At 73.6% G+C, this 18662-nt stretch carries 18 protein-coding genes; 8 read left to right on the top strand and 10 right to left on the bottom strand.

Features of this window, described 5'->3' with window-relative positions; genetic code table 11:
• Window positions 1–80: 80 nt before the first annotated feature.
• Complete coding sequence (tuf, locus tag ACFXPK_RS15095; RefSeq protein WP_385075381.1) at window positions 81–1259, bottom strand: elongation factor Tu; 1179 nt, start codon at window positions 1257–1259, stop codon at window positions 81–83.
• Between the two features lie 401 nt (window positions 1260–1660).
• Between tuf and ACFXPK_RS15090 the strand changes: the two genes are divergently transcribed.
• Window positions 1661–2383 (top strand): TVP38/TMEM64 family protein, encoded by a 723-nt coding sequence (locus ACFXPK_RS15090; RefSeq protein WP_385075378.1) that lies wholly within the window; start codon window positions 1661–1663, stop codon window positions 2381–2383.
• A 4-nt stretch (window positions 2384–2387) separates the two neighbouring features.
• Here ACFXPK_RS15090 and ACFXPK_RS15085 read toward each other — a convergent pair whose 3' ends face one another.
• The 4 genes from ACFXPK_RS15085 to ACFXPK_RS15070 all read right to left on the bottom strand — a co-directional run bounded on the left by ACFXPK_RS15085 (window position 2388) and on the right by ACFXPK_RS15070 (window position 8682).
• On the bottom strand, window positions 2388–3473 hold the full coding sequence (locus ACFXPK_RS15085; protein WP_385075375.1) for an enoyl-CoA hydratase/isomerase family protein: 1086 nt from the start codon (window positions 3471–3473) through the stop codon (window positions 2388–2390).
• A gap of 67 nt (window positions 3474–3540) precedes the next feature.
• On the bottom strand, window positions 3541–4527 hold the full coding sequence (gene meaB / locus ACFXPK_RS15080; RefSeq protein WP_384991464.1) for a methylmalonyl Co-A mutase-associated GTPase MeaB: 987 nt from the start codon (window positions 4525–4527) through the stop codon (window positions 3541–3543).
• Between the two features lie 4 nt (window positions 4528–4531).
• Window positions 4532–6790 (bottom strand): methylmalonyl-CoA mutase, encoded by a 2259-nt coding sequence (gene scpA / locus ACFXPK_RS15075; RefSeq protein ID WP_385075372.1) that lies wholly within the window; start codon window positions 6788–6790, stop codon window positions 4532–4534.
• The gene (locus ACFXPK_RS15070; RefSeq protein ID WP_385075369.1) at window positions 6790–8682 is read right to left on the bottom strand and encodes a methylmalonyl-CoA mutase family protein; all 1893 of its coding nucleotides are present in this window, start codon (window positions 8680–8682) and stop codon (window positions 6790–6792) included. Before ACFXPK_RS15070 ends, scpA begins: the two co-directional genes overlap by 1 nt.
• A 473-nt stretch (window positions 8683–9155) precedes the next feature.
• On the opposite strand from ACFXPK_RS15070, the gene ACFXPK_RS15065 reads away from it, so the two are divergent.
• Entirely contained in the window at window positions 9156–10028 is an 873-nt protein-coding gene (locus tag ACFXPK_RS15065) for an undecaprenyl-diphosphate phosphatase (protein ID WP_384991472.1), read from the top strand.
• 76 nt (window positions 10029–10104) lie between these two features.
• Here ACFXPK_RS15065 and ACFXPK_RS15060 read toward each other — a convergent pair whose 3' ends face one another.
• Window positions 10105–10284, bottom strand: a complete 180-nt coding sequence (locus ACFXPK_RS15060) for a hypothetical protein (RefSeq protein ID WP_384991475.1) — start codon at window positions 10282–10284, stop codon at window positions 10105–10107.
• A gap of 166 nt (window positions 10285–10450) precedes the next feature.
• Between ACFXPK_RS15060 and ACFXPK_RS15055 the strand changes: the two genes are divergently transcribed.
• The 3 genes from ACFXPK_RS15055 (at window position 10451) to lnt (ending at window position 12891) form a co-directional block, all read left to right on the top strand.
• Window positions 10451–10621, top strand: a complete 171-nt coding sequence (locus tag ACFXPK_RS15055) for a hypothetical protein (RefSeq protein ID WP_384991476.1) — start codon at window positions 10451–10453, stop codon at window positions 10619–10621.
• A 133-nt stretch (window positions 10622–10754) separates the two neighbouring features.
• Entirely contained in the window at window positions 10755–11210 is a 456-nt protein-coding gene (locus ACFXPK_RS15050; RefSeq protein ID WP_384991479.1) for a nuclear transport factor 2 family protein, read from the top strand.
• A 61-nt stretch (window positions 11211–11271) separates the two neighbouring features.
• Window positions 11272–12891, top strand: a complete 1620-nt coding sequence (gene lnt / locus ACFXPK_RS15045) for an apolipoprotein N-acyltransferase (RefSeq protein WP_385075365.1) — start codon at window positions 11272–11274, stop codon at window positions 12889–12891.
• On the opposite strand, the gene ACFXPK_RS15040 is transcribed toward lnt, so the two are convergent.
• Together ACFXPK_RS15040 and ACFXPK_RS15035 are read right to left on the bottom strand one after the other, a co-directional pair.
• Entirely contained in the window at window positions 12815–13720 is a 906-nt protein-coding gene (locus ACFXPK_RS15040) for a Gfo/Idh/MocA family protein (protein ID WP_384991484.1), read from the bottom strand. The genes lnt and ACFXPK_RS15040 overlap by 77 nt on opposite strands.
• A gap of 118 nt (window positions 13721–13838) precedes the next feature.
• Entirely contained in the window at window positions 13839–15101 is a 1263-nt protein-coding gene (locus ACFXPK_RS15035; protein ID WP_385075362.1) for an FAD-dependent oxidoreductase, read from the bottom strand.
• A 102-nt stretch (window positions 15102–15203) separates the two neighbouring features.
• Here ACFXPK_RS15035 and ACFXPK_RS15030 point away from each other — a divergent pair, with 102 nt between their 5' ends.
• From ACFXPK_RS15030 to ACFXPK_RS15020, 3 genes are all read left to right on the top strand, one after another.
• Entirely contained in the window at window positions 15204–15941 is a 738-nt protein-coding gene (locus ACFXPK_RS15030; protein ID WP_385075359.1) for a TetR/AcrR family transcriptional regulator, read from the top strand.
• 41 nt (window positions 15942–15982) lie between these two features.
• A complete protein-coding gene (locus ACFXPK_RS15025; RefSeq protein ID WP_385075357.1) occupies window positions 15983–16537 on the top strand; it encodes a DinB family protein in 555 nt (184 codons plus the stop codon).
• Window positions 16538–16677: 140 nt separating this feature from the next.
• Window positions 16678–17178, top strand: a complete 501-nt coding sequence (locus ACFXPK_RS15020; RefSeq protein ID WP_385075354.1) for a hypothetical protein — start codon at window positions 16678–16680, stop codon at window positions 17176–17178.
• A gap of 26 nt (window positions 17179–17204) precedes the next feature.
• On the opposite strand, the gene ACFXPK_RS15015 is transcribed toward ACFXPK_RS15020, so the two are convergent.
• Window positions 17205–17696, bottom strand: coding sequence for a hypothetical protein (locus tag ACFXPK_RS15015; RefSeq protein WP_385075351.1), 492 nt, complete (start codon window positions 17694–17696; stop codon window positions 17205–17207).
• 70 nt (window positions 17697–17766) lie between these two features.
• Window positions 17767–18450: a uracil-DNA glycosylase gene (locus tag ACFXPK_RS15010; protein ID WP_384991498.1), complete on the bottom strand. Its 684-nt coding sequence runs from the start codon at window positions 18448–18450 to the stop codon at window positions 17767–17769.
• Window positions 18451–18662: the final 212 nt, after the last annotated feature.

Genomic DNA, 18662 nt, shown 5'->3' with positions numbered 1-18662 from the left:
TTCGGTTCTGGCTTTCTCACCGTTTACTTGTGGCCCCCCCCAGGTCCCCGTTCCCCCCGTTCACGGCCCCGCGGCCCCTTTCACAGCAGCGAGGTGACGGTGCCGGCGCCGACCGTCCGGCCGCCCTCGCGGATCGCGAAGCCGAGTCCCGGCTCCAGCGGGATGTCACGGCCCAGCTCCACGGTCAGGGTGACCGTGTCCCCGGGGCGCGCCACGCCCGTCGCGCCGAGGTCGATGTCGCCGACGACGTCCGCGGTGCGGATGTAGAACTGCGGGCGGTAGCCGCTGCCGACCGGTGTGGTCCTGCCGCCTTCCTTGGCGGACAGGACGTACACCTGTGCGGTGAAGCGCCGGCGGGGGACGACGCTGTCCGGCGCCGTGACGACATGGCCGCGCCGGACCGCGTCGCGCGCCATGCCGCGCAGCAGCAGCGCGACGTTGTCTCCGGCCTCGGCGGACTCCATCGGCTTGCCGAAGGTCTCCAGGCCGGTGACGGTGGTGGTCTGCGGTCCCGTGTCGGCGCCCAGCACCTCCACCCGGTCCCCGACGCGCACCGTGCCGCGCTCGACGGCGCCGGTGACGACCGTGCCGCGCCCGGTGATGGTGAGGACGTTCTCCACCGGGAGCAGGAACGGCGCGTCCGTGTACCTGACCGGCATCGGCACATAGGTGTCGACCGCGTCGAGCAGCGCCTCCACGGCGGCGGTCCACCGTGGCTCGCCCGCCAGCGCGCCGGTCGCGGAGACCCGTACGACGGGCGCGGCGTCGCCGCCGTAGCCGTTGTCGGTGAGCAGTTCGCGGACCTCCAGCTCGACCAGGTCGGTCAGTTCGTCGTCCCCCAGGTCCGCCTTGGTGAGGGCGACGACGATGTGGTTGACGCCGACCTGGCGGGCGAGCAGGACGTGTTCGGCGGTCTGCGGCATGATCCCTTCGAGCGCGGAGACGACGAGGATCGCCCCGTCGAGCTGGGCCGCGCCGGTGACCATGTTCTTGATGTAGTCGGCGTGGCCGGGCATGTCGACATGCGCGTAGTGCCGGGTGTCGGTCTCGTACTCGACGTGCGCGATGTTGATGGTGATCCCCCGGGCGGCCTCCTCGGGGGCCCGGTCGATCCGGTCGAAGGGCACGAAGGTGCCGGTCCCCCGGTCGCTGAGGACCTTGGTGATGGCGGCGGTCAGGGTGGTCTTGCCGTGGTCGACGTGGCCCATGGTGCCGATGTTGACGTGCGGCTTGGTGCGCACGTATGCCGTCTTGGGCATGGTTCCTGCCTGGTTTTCGAAGCGTGAGCGGGACCCCTGGGCCTTGCCGACCCTCCCCCTGTGGGGTCCGCCGGACGTTCCGGGAAGGGTCAGCTTCGGGCGCCGCCGAGGGGCGCCGCGGCCGCTGCTGCTGCGAGCGGTGCCGCTGTCGGATGCGCGGCAGCCTTCGGCGCGTCCGCGACTGCGGACGGCGCTGCGAGGAAGGCGTACCGGAACATGGGGCTGATCCTGTCCCATGGCGGGCGCCGCGTCGAATGGTTTTCCGCGGCCCGGCAGTTGGCGTCCGGGGCGGGCGGGCGGCCCGGTGGCGGACAGGGTGCGGGTGGGGCGGCGTGCGGCGTGCGGTACGACGTGCGCCACACTTTACGTCGCGCTTCCCTCGGGTCGGCTAGTCTCCCCGGATGCTCGACACCGTCCCCCGGTCCTCCCCGGACCAAGGCCCTGTTGTCGCTGACCACCGTTCCGGAGCGCTGCTCTCGCCCTGGTTCCGTTTCGCCGTGCTGGTCGTCGTGCTGGGCACTGCGGCCACCGTGGTGGTGCTGTACGAGCCGCAGCGGCTGCTCGCGGACGGCTGGCCGGCCCAGCTCGGCGGGGGCCCGGCCGTGGCGCTGTTCGCCGTGGCGTACGGGCTGTGTGCCACCGCGTTCGTCCCGCGTCCGCTGCTCAATCTCGCGGCCGGCGCGCTCTTCGGCTCGGTGTTCGGGCTGGCGGCGGCGCTCGGCGGGACGGTGCTGGCGGCCGGGGCGTCGTTCGCGCTCGGCCGGTGTCTGGGCCAGCAGGCGCTGCGGCCCCTGCTGCGGGGCCGCTGGCTGAAGGCGGCGGACGGCCAGCTCAGCGGCCACGGTTTCCGGTCGATGCTGGCGATCCGGCTCTTCCCCGGGGTGCCGTTCGCCGCGGCGAACTACTGCGCCGCTGTCTCCCGGATGCGGGCGGCGCCGTTCCTGCTGGCGACGGCGGTGGGGTCGGTGCCGAACACCGCGGCGTACGTGATCGCGGGCAGCCGGGCGGACTCCCCGACGTCCCCGGCGTTCCTGGTGGCGACGGGGTTCATCGTGGTCACGGCGGTGGCGGCGGGGGTCCTCGCCTGGCGGAAGCGGCACCGTCTCCCGGGGCGCCGCCCGTAGGACGTCAGGGGCCGAGGTGCGCCGTGCCCTCCGCGAGTCCGAGGTCGCCGCCGGGCGGCGGGGCCGAGAACCGTGCCACGTCCGCCTCCGTGACCTGCGCCAGCTCCTTCGGGGACCAGCGCGGGGCGCGGTCCTTGTCGATCACCCGGGCGCGGATCCCCTCGACCAGGTCGGGGTGGGCGAGCGCGGCGCACGAGGCGCGGTAGGCGCGGTCGAGCACCTCCTCCAGGGTGCTGGGCGGCCCGTCCGCGCGCATCGCGGCGAGGGTGGCCTTCAGGGCCGTCGGTGAGCGGGAGAGCAGGGTCTGCGCGGTGTCCTTCGCGGCGGGCAGTCCGCTGTCCAGCAGCCGGTCGACGATCTCCGTCACCGAGTCGGCGGCGTAGCAGGCGTCGATCCACGGGCGGTCCTCGGCGAGCCGTCCCCCGGGGGGTGTGGCCGCGTACCGCAGGACCGTCTCCGTCACGTCCGCCGCGTCCCGCACCCCGGGGGCGGCCAGCGCCTCACTGAGCGCGGTCAGCCGCCCGGCGGGGACGAAGTGGTCGGCGAGTCCGCACAGCAGCGCGTCCGCCGGGCCCACGGTGTTCCCGGTGAGGGCGAGGTGGGTGCCGAGTGCGCCGGGCGCGCGGGCCAGCAGATAGGTGCCGCCGACGTCGGGGACGAGGCCGATGGCGGTCTCGGGCATGGCGAGGGCGGACCGCTCGGTGACGATCCGCACCCCCGCGTGGCCGGAGAGGCCGACGCCGCCGCCCATCACGATGCCGTCCATCAGCGCGACGAAGGGCTTGGAGAAGCGGGCGATCCGGGCGTTGAGCCGGTACTCGTCGCGCCAGAAGGCGGGCGAGGCGCTGCCTCCGGTACGGGCGTCCTCGTGGATGGCGCGGATGTCGCCGCCCGCGCAGAGCCCGCGCTCCCCCGCGCCGGAGAGGATCACGGCGGTGACGTCCGGGTCCCGTTCCCACCGGTCCAGTGCGGCGGCGACGGTCACCACCATCGGGTGGGTGAGGGCGTTGAGGGCGCGCGGGCGGTTCAGCGTGATACGGGCCGTACCGCCCGCCCGGCCGAGCAGCACGGGTTCGTCGTCGTGGACCATGCCGTCCAGTATCGGGTACGGCGCGGGCGTTCCCTCGGGACGGTCCCGGTGGACCCGGCGGGCGGGGTCACGGGAGGTCGAGCGCCGCGATGATCCGTTCGGCGGCGAGCGTCGCGGTGAGCGTGCCCTCCCGTACCTCCCGTTCCAGCGCGGGCGCCACCTCCCGTACCCCCGGGTGCTCGCGGAGCCGGTCCAGGAGGTGGTCACGGACCATCGCCCAGGCCCAGTCGACCTGTTGGTCGCTGCGCTTGCGCGCGAGACGGCCGTCGGCCTCCAGGACCCGGCGGTGCTGTTCGAGCCGTTCCCACACCGTGTCGAGCCCGGTCCCCTCGCGGGCGCTGCAACTGAGCACCGGGGGTGTCCAGGCCGCGTCGACCGGGTGCATCAGCCGCAGCGCGCCCGCGAGTTCGCGGGCGGCGGAGCGGGCGTCGCGTTCGTGCGGGCCGTCGGCCTTGTTGACGGTGATGACGTCGGCCAGTTCCAGGACGCCCTTCTTGATGCCCTGGAGCTGGTCGCCGGTGCGCGCGAGGGTGAGCAGCAGGAAGGAGTCGACCATGTTGGCGACGGCGGTCTCCGACTGCCCCACGCCCACGGTCTCGACGAGCACGACGTCGTACCCGGCGGCCTCCATCACGATGACGGTCTCGCGGGTGGCCTTGGCGACGCCGCCGAGCGTGCCCGCGGTGGGCGAGGGGCGCACGAAGGCGGCCGGGTCCACGGCGAGCCGCTCCATCCGGGTCTTGTCGCCCAGGATGGAGCCGCCGGTCCGGCTGGAGGACGGGTCGACGGCGAGGACGGCGACCCGGTGGCCGAGGCCGGTGAGCAGGGTGCCGAGCGCGTCGATGAAGGTCGACTTGCCGACCCCGGGCACGCCGCTGATGCCGATGCGGCGGGCCCGTCCCGAGTGCGGCAGCAGCTCGGTCAGCAGCCGCTGGGCGAGGGCGCGGTGGTCGGTCCTGGTGGACTCCACCAGGGTGATGGCGCGGGCGATGTGCGAACGGGAGCCGTCCAGCACGCCCTTGGCGTAGGTGTCGATGTCGATCCGGGGCGCCACGCGCTCACCGCTCGTCGGCGGTGGGCCCGGACACGGCGGCCCCGTCGACGGGCTCCGCCCCCGGGCCGTCGTGGCCGAGCGAGGCCGCCAGCGAGACCAGCAGCTCGTGCGCGGCGTCGGGGATCACCGTGCCCGGCGGGAAGACCGCGGCGGCGCCCGCCCGGCGCAGCTCCTCGATGTCCTGGGGCGGGATGACCCCACCGACGACGATCATGATGTCCTCCCGGCCCTCGGCGGCCAGTTCCTCGCGCAGCGCCGGGACGAGGGTGAGGTGCCCGGCGGCCAGCGAGGAGACGCCGACGATGTGCGCGTCGGCCTCGACCGCCTGCCGGGCCACCTCGCCCGGCGTCTGGAACAGCGGGCCGACGTCCACGTCGAAGCCCAGGTCGGCGAAGGCGGTCGCGATCACCTTCTGACCGCGGTCATGGCCGTCCTGGCCCATCTTGGCCACCAGGATGCGGGGGCGGCGCCCCTCCGCCTGTTCGAAGTCCTCGACGGCGGCGCGGGTGCGCTCGACGGCCGGGGAGCTGCCTGCCTCGTTGCGGTACACACCGGCGATGGTACGGATCTGGCCCGAGTGGCGCCCGTACACCTTCTCCAGGGCGTCGGAGATCTCACCGACGGTCGCCTTGGCGCGGGCGGCGTCCACCGCGAGGGCGAGCAGGTTGCCGTCGAGCCCGGGGCCGGGGCCGGCCCCGGCGGCGGCGGTGAGGGCGCGCAGCGCGTCCTGGCAGGCGGACTCGGAGCGCTCGGCGCGCAGCCGGCGCAGCTTCTCGATCTGCTGGGCGCGTACGGAGGAGTTGTCGACCTTGAGGACGTCGATCTTCTCGTCGGTCTCGACGCGGTACTTGTTGACGCCGATGACGGGCTGGCGCCCGGAGTCGATCCGCGCCTGGGTGCGCGCCGCGGCCTCCTCCACCCGGAGCTTGGGGATGCCCGCGTCGATGGCCTGCGCCATGCCGCCGGCCGCCTCGACCTCCTCGATGTGCTGCCAGGCGCGGCGTGCGAGGTCGTAGGTGAGCTTCTCGACGTACGCGCTGCCGCCCCACGGGTCGGTGACGCGGCAGGTGCCGGACTCCTGCTGGATGAGGAGCTGGGTGTTGCGGGCGATACGGGCGGAGAAGTCGGTGGGCAGGGCCAGCGCCTCGTCCAGCGCGTTGGTGTGCAGCGACTGGGTGTGGCCCTGGGTGGCGGCCATCGCCTCGACGCAGGTGCGGGTGACGTTGTTGAAGACGTCCTGCGCGGTGAGCGACCAGCCGGAGGTCTGCGAATGGGTGCGCAGGGAGAGCGACTTGGCGTTCTGCGGGTCGAACTTCTTGACCAGCTTGGCCCACAGGAGCCGGGCCGCCCGCAACTTGGCGATCTCCATGAAGAAGTTCATGCCGATGGCCCAGAAGAAGGAGAGCCGGGGCGCGAACGCGTCCACGTCGAGTCCGGCGCCGAGTCCGGCGCGCAGGTACTCCACCCCGTCCGCGAGGGTGTAGGCCAGCTCCAGGTCGGCCGTCGCACCGGCTTCCTGGATGTGGTAGCCGGAGATGGAGATGGAGTTGTAGCGCGGCATCTTCCGCGAGGTGTACGCGAAGATGTCGGAGATGATCCGCATCGAGGGTTTCGGCGGATAGATGTAGGTGTTGCGGACCATGAACTCCTTGAGGATGTCGTTCTGGATGGTCCCGGCCAGCTTCTCGGGCGGTACGCCCTGCTCCTCGGCGGCGACGATGTACAGGGCCAGTACGGGCAGTACGGCGCCGTTCATCGTCATCGACACGCTCATCCGGTCGAGCGGGATGCCGTCGAAGAGCCGGCGCATGTCGTAGATCGAGTCGATGGCGACCCCGGCCATGCCGACGTCGCCGGTGACCCGGGGGTGGTCGCTGTCGTAGCCGCGGTGGGTCGGCAGGTCGAAGGCGACCGAGAGGCCCTTCTGCCCGGCGGCGAGGTTGCGCCGGTAGAAGGCGTTGGACTCCTCGGCGGTGGAAAACCCGGCGTACTGCCGGATGGTCCAGGGCTGGTTGACGTACATCGTCGGGTACGGGCCGCGCAGATACGGCGCGATCCCCGGGTACGTGCCGAGGAAGTCGAGCCCGGTCAGGTCCTCGGCCGTGTAGAGCGGTTTGACGGCGATGCCCTCCGGGGTGTCCCAGCGCAGGTCGTCGTCGCTCTTCCCGGTCTGTTCCTTGACGGCGGTGCGCCACCGGTCCGCGGTGGCACCGGTGCTGTCGCCGGGTCCCAGCTCGATCCCGGAGAAGTCGGGGATCCCCATCACGCCACTCCCAAACGGTCGAGGACCGAGGTGAGTACGGCGATCGCGTCGCCGCCCGCGACGACGAAGTCGTCGACCCCGGCCCGTACAAAGGTCTCACGTTGTTCGCCGGGTCGCCCGGCGAGGAACACCCTTTGCGCGCCCGCCGACTTGAGCGCCTCGGCGACGGGTGCGGCGCTCTCGGCGTAGAGCGCGTCGCTGGAGCAGATGCAGGCGATGCCCGCCCCGCTGCGGGTGAAGGCGTCGGCGGCGGTCGCCGCGGCGCTCGCGTCGGCGGGCACCGTGTCCTGGACGGGTTCGATGCCGCCCGCCTGGAAGAGGCTGGTGGCGAAGGTGGCGCGGGCGGTGTGCGCGGCGGCGGGGCCGAGCGCGGCGAGGAAGACACGGGGCCGGGCACCGGTGGCGGCGAGGTGGGCGTCGGAGCGGGCCCGCAACTCCTCGTACGCCTCGTCGCGGTGGACGACGGGCAGTCCGCCGGTGGGCGGCGCGGGCGGCGCCTCGCGCTCCACCGGGTCCTGGGAGAGCTGCGGGAACTCGCTGACGCCGGTGATGGGTTCGCGCCGCCGGGCGAGCCTCGTGGACCGCTCGGCCCAGGTGGCGGCGAGCCGTTCGCCGACGAGCCCGGAGCGCAGGGCGGCGCGCTGGCCGCCGGCCCGTTCGATCTCCTGGAACCAGGCCCAGGCGGCGTGGGCGAGTTCGTCGGTCAGCCGTTCGACGTACCAGGAGCCGCCCGCCGGGTCGATGACGCGGCCGAGGTGCGACTCCTCCACGAGGATCGTCGAGGTGTTGCGGGCGATCCGCCGGGCGAAGGCGTCGGGGAGCCCGAGGGCGTGGTCGAAGGGCAGTACGGTCACGGAGTCGGCGCCGCCCACCCCGGCCGCGAGGGCGGCGACCGTGGTGCGCAGCATGTTCACCCAGGGGTCGCGACGCGTCATCATCACCGCCGAGGTGACGGCGTGCTGACGCTGCGCCGAGGCGGCGGGACCGGCGCCGCTGACCTCCGCGACCCGGGCCCACAGCCGCCGGGCGGCGCGGAGTTTGGCGATGGTCAGGAACTGGTCGGCGGTGGCCGCGTACCGGAATTCGAGCTGTCGGCAGGCGGCGTCCACGGAGAGCCCGCCCGCGGTGAGGTCGCGCAGCCAGCCGACGCCGGTGGCGAGCGAACAGCCCAGCTCCTGCGCGTCGGAGGCACCGGCCTCGTGGTACGGCAGGGCGTCCACGGCGATGGCGCGCAGGCCCGGGTAGTCGCGGTCGCAGAGCGCGGCGAGCGCGACGGCCTCGGCCGTACGGTCCGTCACCTCCCGTCCGGTACGGGCGAACCGGCCGACGGGGTCGGCGCCGAGGGTGCCGCGCGCCGCCTCGCGGGCCACTCCTCGCTCGTCGTAGACGCTCAGCAACGCCTGGGCGGCGGCGGTGAACTCGTCGCCCGCGTCGAGCGCGACGGGCGCCAGGTCGAGATAGACACCGTCGAGCGCGGCGCCCAGCGCGGGCACGGGCACCCCGTCCTCGCCGACGGCGAGCCACAGGGAGGTGACCCCGTTCTCCAGGTCGGAGAGGACCGCCTCGTTGGTCGCGGCCGGGTCGGGGCGTGTGTGCCGCTGGCGTACGTCCCAGCCGGCGACGGCCCCGCCGATCGGCCTGCCGCCACGGGTGAACGGCGCGAAGCCGGGGAAGCCGCCGGCGGCTCCGGCGGGGGCGTCGTCCGCCGTGTAGAGCGGACGGGTGGACAACCCGTCCTGGAGCGGGGTGGAGAGCGCCTCCTCGGCCGCTGTCCCCGCGACGTCGCGGCCCGACTTGCGCAGCACACCTGACACCAGGTCCTGCCACTGCTCGCGGGTCGCGTCGGGGAACTCGGCTGCCAGGGAGAGCCCGTCGTCATTGAGGACCGTCATGGCGTGATCGTAGGACAGCGCTCTCACCGCGCAGCAGGGCGCGCGACTGTGAGGTTGCCCTCCCCCTGTTTTCACCGGTGTGGGGGTTTCCCGGGACGGCACGCGCTATCAGAGGCGGCGCGTGGAGCGGGCGCGCGCCGCGCGGCGGACCCCGGGGCGTCAGATCCTTGCCGCTGTCCGTTCACCCGCAGGCGCTACGCTGCCCACGCCCGGGACGATGAGATCGCCATAGTTTGTACCTGAACGGGGTCGTTCGACGTGCCATGAATCCACCTCCACGGCGCCCCGCCGAGGAGGAGCCGGCACGCACAGGCCCTCCCTCTCTCCTCCGTATGGGCGACTCCACGTCCGTCCCGTCAGCCCGCACCGTCCGCCCCGCGACCCCCGCCCGTCCCCTGCCGCACACCGCCGCTCATCGCGCCGCCCTCGCGCCGGCCGGTGCCTGATCATCTTTTGGATGGCGTCGTACTCCCATGTCTTGGTTCGAATCATTCATCCTGGGGCTCGTCCAGGGGCTGACCGAGTTCCTGCCCATCTCGTCCAGCGCGCACCTGCGGCTGACCGCCGTGTTCGCGGGCTGGCACGATCCGGGCGCGGCGTTCACCGCGATCACCCAGATCGGTACGGAAGCGGCCGTGCTGATCTATTTCCGGAAGGACATCGCCCGCATCCTCTCGGCGTGGTTCCGCTCGCTGACGGACAAGACGATGCGTGCCGACCACGACGCCCAGATGGGGTGGCTGGTCATCGTCGGCTCGATCCCGATCGGGGTCCTCGGGGTCACGCTCAAGGACCAGATCAACGGCCCGTTCCGGGATCTGCGGCTGATCGCGGTCACGCTGATCGTGATGGGCATCGTCCTCGGCATCGCCGACCGGCTGGCGGCCCGTGACGAGACGGGCGGCAAGCACCGCGCGATCAAGGAGCGCAAGTCGCTCAAGGACCTGAGCGTCAGGGACGGCCTGATCTTCGGCTTCTGCCAGGCGATGGCGCTGGTGCCGGGCGTCTCCCGCTCGGGCGCGACCATCAGCGGCGGTCTGCTGATGGGGTACACCCGCGAGGCGGCGGCGCGCTACTCCTTCCTGCTCGCGATCCCCGCCGTGCTGGCGTCGGGCGCGTACGAGCTGAAGGACGCGGGCGAGGGGCATGTCTCCTGGGGGCCGACGATCTTCGCCACCTTTGTCGCCTTCGCCGTGGGTTACGCCGTTATCGCATGGTTCATGAAGTTCATCACCACCAAGAGCTTCATGCCCTTCGTGATCTACCGGATCCTGCTGGGCATCGCGATCTTCGTCCTGGTGGGCACGGACACCCTGAGCCCGCACGCGGGCGAGTCGGCGGGCTGACCGCGCGCACATCCCGGCGCCCGGCGGGGAAACCGGGCGGCCGGCGGATCAGGGTCTGCGGATCAGGGCCGTCGGATCAGGGGAAGAGCACGATCCCGACCGCGATCACCAGGACGACCACGGCCACGATGGCGACGATGCTCCAGGTGCCGGTGTGCACCAGGGGCCGCTTCGGGCCCCCGCCGCGCGGCCGGTCCTCCGGCAGCTTCGGGTGGAGCGGCCGGTCGCTCGCGTAGAACTCCGCTTCGGTCTTCATCCGAACCTCCTCACAGAGGTCACATCTCAATGGTCATATACCCATAAAGACATCACATGCACATAAAACGACGTCCGGATGTGTAAGGGGTTGCCTACCACGAGTGTGAGCAAGGACGCTCCCGGAACGGCACTGTGCGCCCCCTGGATGCCCCTACGCTTGGGCCATGTCCTCTTCTTCCGCATCCGCAGTCCCGGCCTCCGGCGCCGTCGCGGCCAATGAGCGGATCCGCGCCCTCGTCGACGCGGCCGATGGAACGTGGCCCTCGGAGGCGTACGAAGTCCTCCTGCTGGAGTGGGCCGCGGCCCTGCACGACGAGATCGACCAGGCCGCCTAGCACGCTCGGCGCCTCCGGTCGGCATCCGTCCGCCGCCGCACCGCACAGCCCCCGGACCATCCGGGGGCTTTTCCTTTCGCTCCCGCTGTGCGCGCCTCTTGGCCTGCGGCGTTCCCTGCCGGAGACTGAACCGATGACACAGCGTGTGGACCTCGCGACCGTGATGGACCGGCTCGCCATCGATGAGGTGATCACCGGCTACGCGGTCGCCGTGGACGAGGCGGACTGGCCGGGGTTCCGGTCGCTGTTCGCCCCGGACGGCCGCGCCGACTACACCGCGGCGGGCGGGATCGAAGGACCGGCGGCCGAGATCGCGGACTGGCTGGCCGGCACACTGCGGCCCTATCCGGTACGCCAGCACCTGATCGTCAACCGGCGGCTGCGCCTCCAGGACCTGGGCGGTTACACCGCCGACCGCGCCGAGGTGCGCGCCGACTACCTCACCCCGCTGCGCCACACCTCCGGCGCGGACCTGCTGCGCGGCGGCACCCTCACGTTCGGGCTGCTCCGCGACGACACGCGGTGGTGGCTGCGTACGGTCACGGTCCACGAGAAGTGGCGGCGCGGCGCGGACCCCGCCACCCCCTGATCCCGCTTCGCCGCCGCTGCGCGGGGAAGGGTCCCCGGGACGGACTCGGCGAGGAGGCACGGTGACGGGGACCACGGTCGGCCGGCGGGAGCGAGCGCGCCACACCCCCGGCCCGGCGTCGCCGTGGTGGCGCGGGGCGGCGGCGGTGGCGGCGGGCGCGCTCTCCGCGCTCGCGTTCCCCGCGCCGTCGCTGTGGTGGCTCGCGTATGTCGCGCTGGTGCCCTGGATGCTGCTGATACGGAGCGCCCCCACGCCCCGCAGGGCCGCGCTCGACGGCTGGCTGGGCGGGCTCGGGTTCATGGTGGCCGTGCACCACTGGCTGATGCCGAGTCTGCATGTCTTCATCGTGCTGCTGGCGGGGCTGCTCGGGCTGCTCTGGGCGCCCTGGGGGTGGCTGGTGCGCTCCGCACTGGGCGACGCCGCGCCCTCCGCGGGGCGCGCGGCCGGGGCGCTCGCCGTGGTGCCCTCGGGGTGGCTGGTGATCGAGCTGGTCCGGTCCTGGGAGGGGCTGGGCGGGCCCTGGGGACTGCTCGGCGCCAGTCAGTGGGAGGTCTCCCCCGCCCTGCGGCTCGCCTCGGTGGGCGGGGTGTGGCTGGTGAGCCTGCTGGTGGTCGCGGTCAACACCGCGCTGACGCTGCTGATCGCGGTGGCCGCCGCGCGGATCACCGCGGTGGTCGCCCTGGCGGTGTGCGGGCTCGCCGTCGGGTCGGTGGCGGCGTGGGCTCCCCGTACCGAACCCGCGGGCCACACCCGGATCGCGGTCGTCCAGCCGGGCGTCATCGGCGGTGCGGACTCCGTCGAACGGCGCTTCGCGCGCGGCGAGGCCCTGACCCGCACGCTGGCCGGGCAGGGCGTCGCCCTGGTGGTGTGGGGCGAGAGCAGCGTCGGGGCGGATCTGGCGGGGCGCCCCGATCTCGCGGGCCGGCTCGCCGAGCTGTCCCGTACGGTCGGGGCGGAGATCCTGGTCAACGTGGACGCGCGCAGCACGGACGCCTCGGGCCGTACGGGCATCTTCAAGCGGAGCGTCCTCGTCGGACCCGACGGGCCGACCGGTGATACGTACGACAAGATGCGTCTGGTCCCGTTCGGGGAGTACATACCGGCGCGCGCCGCTCTCGGCTGGGCGACCTCGGTGGGCAGGGCGGCGGGCGAGGACCGGGTGCGCGGCACCCGTCAGACGGTGATGACGGCGCCGGGTCCGGAGGGGGAGCTGCGCTTCGGACCGCTGATCTGCTTCGAGACGGCCTTCCCCGATCTGAGCCGGCGGCTGGTCGCGTCGGGCGCGCGGGTGCTGGTCGCGCAGTCGTCCACCTCGTCGTTCCAGGGGAGCTGGGCGCCCGGACAGCACGCGTCGCTGGCGGCGCTGCGGGCGGCGGAGAACGGCCGCCCGATGGTCCACGCCACGCTCACCGGGGTCAGCGCGGTCTTCGGCCCGGACGGGCGGCGGGTCGGGGGCACCCTCGGTACGGACCGCTCCACCGCCGCCGTCTTCGACGTACCGCTGGCGACGGGCACGACCCCGTACGCCAGGCTGGGCGACTGGGCGGTGTACGCGGCGCTCGCCGTGCTGGCGCTCGCGCTCGCGGTGGAGGGCGTACGGTCGCTCAGGCCGCCTGGTCCAGGGCCGCGCGTACCACCCGTTCGCACAGCTCGTGCGTCCGCAGAGCGTCCTGTGCGCTGAGCCGGGTGGACGCCCGTACGGCGTCCAGGAAGCTCAGCACGCACTGCTCGATGCCGCGCTGACGGGCGACGGGCACCCAGTCGCCGCGCCGCCGTATGCTCGGCTGCCCCTTGTGGTCGATCACCGTCGCGAGATCGTGGACGGCCCGCTTGGTGTCCTGCCCCGACACTTCGAGGATCTCCTCGGTGGAGCCGTTCAGCCGGTTCATCATGCCGATCGCGGTGAAGCCGTCGCCGGAGAGCTGGAGGACGACATGGTGCAGCAGGCCGTCCCTGACCCTCGTCCGCACGTCGGTGTGCTCTACGGGGCCCGGCAGCAGGAAGCGCAGGGTGTCGGCGACATGGATGAAGTCGTCCAGGACGAAGGTGCGCGGGTCCTCCGGGAGCCCGACCCGGTTCTTCTGGAGCAGGATCAGCTCGCGCGGGTGCTCCAGGCACTGGGCGTAGCCGGGCGCGAAGCGGCGGTTGAAGCCGACGGCGAGGCTGACGCCGCGCTCCTCGGCCAGCTCCACCAGGCTCCGCGCGTCGGCCAGTTCGTACGCCAGGGGCTTGTCGACGTACGTGGGCACACCCGCCGTCAGCAGCCGCCGGACGATCCCGGCGTGCGCGGCGGTCGGGGCGTGCACGAACGCGGCGTCGAGCCCCTGGGCGAGCAGCGCGTCCAGATCGGTGTGGCACTGCGCGGCGGGGACGCGGAAGGTCTCGGCGGTGCGCGCGAGGGTGGCGGGGGTGCGGGTCTGGAGGTGCGGCTCGACCCCGGGCAGGGTGGTGAGCACCGGCAGATACGCCTTGTGCGCGATGTCGCCGAGCCCGATGCAGCCGACCTTCACGTGGGTCTCCCTGGCGTGGGTGGAGTGCGGTGCTCCACGGTGGGGTTCCGTGCTCCGCGCGGTCCGGGGACGCGGACCGGGCGCGCCCGGTCCATGGGCCGCCCCCGCTGTCCGTGCGTCATCCCCGGTGCTCGTGCGGTGTCCCGGAAGCATACGTGCGCGCCGGAGGGGACCAGTCGGCGATGGAGTCGAAGTTCCGCAGCACGAGCCCGGGGACGAGCCGGGAGACCCCGGCGACGAGATGGTCGCGCAGGGCCGCGGTGACCCTGCCGTCGATGCCCGGCAGTCGGCCCGTACGGTGCGCCCGGCGGACGATCGCGGTGGTCCTCGGCAGCCGGTCCGCGGTGTAGGCGGCGAGGTCGGGACCGCTCCCGGCGGGCGCGCCGGTGCCCGGTCCCGCGTGGTGGGCGAGGACGACGGCGTCCTCGATCGCCTGGTTGCCGCCCTGGGCGAGGGTGGGCTGCATGGCGTGGGCGGCGTCCCCGAGCAGCGCGGCCCGGCCGCGGTGGTAGGCGGGCAGCGGTACGCGCATCTCGTGGACGTCGTGGCGCAGCACGCCCTCGGGTGCGGCGGCCTCGATGATCCGCGGTACGGGGTCGTGCCAGTCGCCGAAGAGCCGGCGCAGCTCGGCCCGTTCGTCGTCGGGGGCGTGGCCGCCGGCGGGCCCCAGGGCCATGGCGTACGCGTACACCCGGCCGTCCTTGAGCGGCTGCGTGCCCCAGAGGCGGCCCCGGCCCCAGGTCTCGTGGGGCGCGAAGGGCGCTCCGGGCGGTGGGACGACCACGCGCCAGGTGGTGTACCCGGCGTACGCGGGCCCGGGGTGGCCGGGGAAGAGCGCCCGGCGCGCGGCGGAGTGGATGCCGTCGGCGGCGACGACGAGTTCGGCCTCCAGGGCGCCCTCCGAAGTGTCCACGACGGCGGTCCTGCGGCCGGGGCGAGGGTCGGAGCGGAGGTCTGAGCCGGGGTCGGCGCCGGGGCCCGAGCCGGGGTCGGCGAGCGTGGCGGCGACCCCCGTTCTGACGACCCCGTCGGGGAGCGCGTCGCCCAGTATCCCGACCAGCGTGGCGCGGTGGAGCAGGACGAGGGGACCGCCGAACCGCTCCGCCGCCGCCTGCCCGTCCATCCGGTTCAGCCAGCGGCCACCGGGGGTACGGAGTCCGCCGGCGCCCTGCCAGGCGGAGAGGTCCCGGACCCGGTCGCCGAGGCCGACGGTGTCGAGCGCGCGTTGCGCGTTGGGCATCAGGCCGATGGCCGCGCCGACCGGGGAGAGCGCGGGGGCCCGCTCCAGGACGGTGACCGCCCAGCCCCGCTGGTGCAGGGCGACGGCGGCGGTCAGTCCGCCGATGCCTCCACCGATGACGACGGCCCTGGACCGGTGCATGGCGTCTCCTCCCCTCGCCGCGCCTTCCCGGCGCGAACTACAGGTGTAGTGACTGACACGGCCAGCGTACTACAGGCGTAGTGAGGGGGATAGATTGGTGCCATGCCCCCACGCACGACACGCCCCACCCGCACGTCGGACACCTCCGACACCTCGCAGACCTCCGACACCTCGCACACCCCCGCCGCTTCGGGCGCCCCGGGCGCCTCGGGCGCCCCGGGTACGGCCCGCGCGGAGCTGATCGCCGACGCCGCCCTCGCCCTGCTCGTCGAGCGCGGGATGCGCGGACTCACCCACCGGGCGGTGGACGAGTGGGCCGGGCTCCCGCAGGGCTCCACCTCGAACCACGCGCGCACCCGGCAGGCGCTGCTTGAGGCGACCGTACGGCGCCACGCGGAGCGCGAGATGCGGGTGCTCACCCCGGACGAGATGCCCGCGGCCATGGGCGGCGCGGCCGGGCCCGTCGACGCGCTGGCACTGGCCCTGCACCGGTATCTGACCCGCCACCCCGATCTGCTCATCGCCCGCTACGAACTGGCGCTGGAGGCCACCCGGCGCCCCGAGTTGCGCGCCTTCTACGACGCGACGGGCGCCCAGTTCCGGGAACCGCTGGTCGCGATGATGGCGGCGGCGGGCTCCGCGGAGCCCGAACGGCACGCGCTCTCGCTGGTGGCGTGGTGCGAGGGGCTGATGTTCGCCTGCGCGGCCGGCTCGTACCACAGCGCCGTGCCCTCCCTGGACGAGCTGCGCCGCGGCTTCGCCGAGCTGCTGCGCGGCATGCTGGGCGACGCGGTACCGTCGGCGGGCACGGCCGCCGGGCCGGGGAACCCCGCCGGATAACAAGTGGCCGCGGTCGGCGGCCGTACGTGAGGATGGCCGCCATGACGACTTCCGAGACCGGCCCCGGCACCGCCTCCCCGGCCCTTCCCGACCGCGCCGCGCCCTCCCCTCTCGGGGGCGAACGCGAAATGCTGGAGGGCTGGCTCGCGTACCACCGCCGGACCCTCGCCATGAAATGCGCCGGACTGACCGGGGAACAGCTCGGGGAGAGGACCGTACCGCCGTCGGACCTCAGCCTGCTCGGTCTCGTCCGGCACATGGCGGAGGTCGAGCACTCCTGGTTCCGCAACCGGCTGCGCGACGAGAAGGCCCCGTCCCTCTACTGCACCGACGCCGACCCGGACGGGGACCTCCACCCCGGCGAGGACGCCACCTGGGACGAGGCGTACGCGACCTGGCAGGCCGAGATCGCCCATGCGCGGGAGGTGGCCGCGCCGCTCCCGCTCGACCATCGCGGCACGGGCGAGCGCAGCCGGGCGACCGGGGAGCCGTTCAACCTCCGCTGGATCTACACGCACATGATCGAGGAGTACGCCCGGCACAACGGCCACGCCGACCTGCTGCGCGAACGCCTGGACGGCACGACGGGCGACTGACCCCCCGCACGGCGCCGCGCCGCCGGTGGCGTCGATCCGTCAACAGGGCCGCGGCCGACCCCCGATCGGCCTCACCCGTACGAGCCATGGCGCGCGCTTCCGCTCGCCAACGGCGTCCCGCGCCCAGCAGAGTTGCGCGCGTGCAGCGAACGAGAAATGTGGCGATGGCCCTGATGGGCGTGGCGGTCACGGCCGTCTCCGGTTGTGTGGCCGTGGAGCCGCGGCCCGCGCAGGAGCTACGGCCCGCGCCCGCGGCGGCGGTCCCGTCACCCGGCCCGGGCGGCGCGGAACCCCAGGCCGTCCAGTCCCCCGGCGACGAGACCCTGGAGCGGATCGCCCCCACCCGGCCCCCGGCGCCGGACGCCTCCGCCGCCTCCGGACCACGGCGCCAGGCTCCCGGCCCCGGCCCCGGCTTCGGGAGCGGCGCCCGGCCGGCGGACGCGGAACGCCCCCCGGCCCCGCCGGACCCCGGCCCGGTACGTCCCCGGGAGCGGGTTCACGAACAGCCGGAGCACCGGCTGCCGGCGTCGCTGCCGTCCGTACCGACCCTCAGCGAGGTCTGTGCCCTGGGCGAGGGGTACGGGCGCTGGCCGGCCGACAGCCCGCAGGCCCGCCTCTGCGGGCGGGCGCGAACCCCCTGACCTCGCCCCCTCATGCCCGCCGCGGCTCACTCCCCCCGTTCGGCGCTCCCCCACGCACCGCTCGCCAGCCGCCGCTCCAGCCGGTCGATGCCCGTCCTGATCCCGTTCCCGTATCCGGCGGCCCCGAGCGCGTCCGCCGCGTCCCGTGCCCGGTCGAGATGGAGCCGCGCCGCCTCCGGCCGCTGGAGTTCGAGGTAGTCGGCCGCGAGGTTGAGATGGAGGGACGGCAGGAACGCGCGGGCGGCGGGCGAGCACTCCCCCGCGCCCGTGTCCTGCCCCTCCACGGCGGTCAGCGCCCGCAGGTCCCACGCCAGTTCGTCCCCCGGATCGTCCTGGGTGTCGGCCATGTAGTGCGCCAGCGTGCAGCGGTCGAACGCCTTCCCCGACTCGCCGATCTCCGCCCACAGCTCGCCGAAGCGATTGCGGGCCTCCTCGCGGTCACCGCCGTGGAGCAGCATGGCCGCCTGCCCGATCCTGGTCAGGACGGTCTCCGCCGACGTCTGCCGCTGCTCCGCCACTGCCGCCTCCGGTTGCCCGTCACCTCACTCCGACGATCCTCACGCTAACCGTCATGACGGACATCCGCTCTCAGCCGAGGTCCGGGATGCGCCAGTCGATGGGCGTGTGGCCCTGCGCGGCGACCGCCTCGTTGATCTGGGTGAACGGACGCGACCCGAAGAACTTCTTCGCCGACAGCGGCGAGGGGTGCGCGCCCTTCACCACCACGTGGCGCTCCTCGTCGATCAGGGGGAGCTTCTTCTGCGCGTAGGCGCCCCACAGCACGAAGACCGCCGGGTCGGGCCGCTCGGCCACGGCGCGGATCACCGCGTCCGTCACCTTCTCCCAGCCCTTGCCCTTGTGGGAGTTGGCCTCGCCCTCGCGGACCGTCAGCACCGCGTTGAGCAGCAGGACCCCCTGCCGGGCCCACGGCATCAGATAGCCGTTGTCCGGCACCGGAAGGCCCAGCTCCTCCTTCATCTCCTTGTAGATGTTGCGCAGGGAGGGAGGCGTCCGCACCCCGGGCCGGACCGAGAAGCACAGGCCGTGCCCCTGCCCCGCGCCGTGGTACGGGTCCTGGCCCAGGACCAGGACCTTCACCTGGTCGTACGGCGTGGCGTCGAGCGCGGCGAAGACCTCCTCGCGCGGCGGGTAGACCGGCCCCTTGGCCCGCTCCTCCTCGACGAAGTCGGTCAGCTCCTTGAAGTAGGGCTTGTCCAGCTCCTCGCCGAGGACGCCACGCCAGGACGCGGGCAGCATGTCGGTGTCGGTCACGTCAACAACCTCCGGTAAGCGATCACTTGTATCCCTGAACCTACCGGTGGCCACTGACAACGGCTCCTGCCAGCGCGTTTCCCCGCTCCGGGCCCCGTGGACGCACCGTCCACGGGGGCCCGGCCCCCGCCCCCCACACCCGGGGTGGGGTATATGCCCCCCGCGCCCCCGAGCGTGAGCCCCGGGTTACACACCCACAGGGCGGGGGTGGT

Origin of the sequence: Streptomyces sp. NPDC059142 (assembly GCF_042755665.1) — a bacterium.
Lineage (GTDB): Bacteria > Actinomycetota > Actinomycetes > Streptomycetales > Streptomycetaceae > Streptomyces.
The sequence above is the reverse complement of the archived record's forward strand: the minus strand, read 5'-3'. Positions and strand labels throughout refer to the sequence as shown.

Excerpts from the sequence above, each read along its gene's own strand:
- tuf (WP_385075381.1), bottom strand. The coding sequence starts at position 1,259 with ATGCCCAAGACGGCATACGTGCGCACCAAGCCGCACGTCAACATCGGC.
- ACFXPK_RS15050 (WP_384991479.1), top strand. The coding sequence starts at position 10,755 with ATGACACAGCGTGTGGACCTCGCGACCGTGATGGACCGGCTCGCCATC.
- ACFXPK_RS15085 (WP_385075375.1), bottom strand. The coding sequence starts at position 3,473 with ATGGTCCACGACGACGAACCCGTGCTGCTCGGCCGGGCGGGCGGTACG.
- scpA (WP_385075372.1), bottom strand. The coding sequence starts at position 6,790 with ATGGGGATCCCCGACTTCTCCGGGATCGAGCTGGGACCCGGCGACAGC.
- ACFXPK_RS15025 (WP_385075357.1), top strand. The coding sequence starts at position 15,983 with ATGACGACTTCCGAGACCGGCCCCGGCACCGCCTCCCCGGCCCTTCCC.
- ACFXPK_RS15070 (WP_385075369.1), bottom strand. The coding sequence starts at position 8,682 with ATGACGGTCCTCAATGACGACGGGCTCTCCCTGGCAGCCGAGTTCCCC.
- ACFXPK_RS15030 (WP_385075359.1), top strand. The coding sequence starts at position 15,204 with ATGCCCCCACGCACGACACGCCCCACCCGCACGTCGGACACCTCCGAC.
- ACFXPK_RS15090 (WP_385075378.1), top strand. The coding sequence starts at position 1,661 with ATGCTCGACACCGTCCCCCGGTCCTCCCCGGACCAAGGCCCTGTTGTC.
- ACFXPK_RS15035 (WP_385075362.1), bottom strand. The coding sequence starts at position 15,101 with ATGCACCGGTCCAGGGCCGTCGTCATCGGTGGAGGCATCGGCGGACTG.
- ACFXPK_RS15060 (WP_384991475.1), bottom strand. The coding sequence starts at position 10,284 with ATGAAGACCGAAGCGGAGTTCTACGCGAGCGACCGGCCGCTCCACCCG.
- ACFXPK_RS15055 (WP_384991476.1), top strand. The coding sequence starts at position 10,451 with ATGTCCTCTTCTTCCGCATCCGCAGTCCCGGCCTCCGGCGCCGTCGCG.
- ACFXPK_RS15065 (WP_384991472.1), top strand. The coding sequence starts at position 9,156 with ATGTCTTGGTTCGAATCATTCATCCTGGGGCTCGTCCAGGGGCTGACC.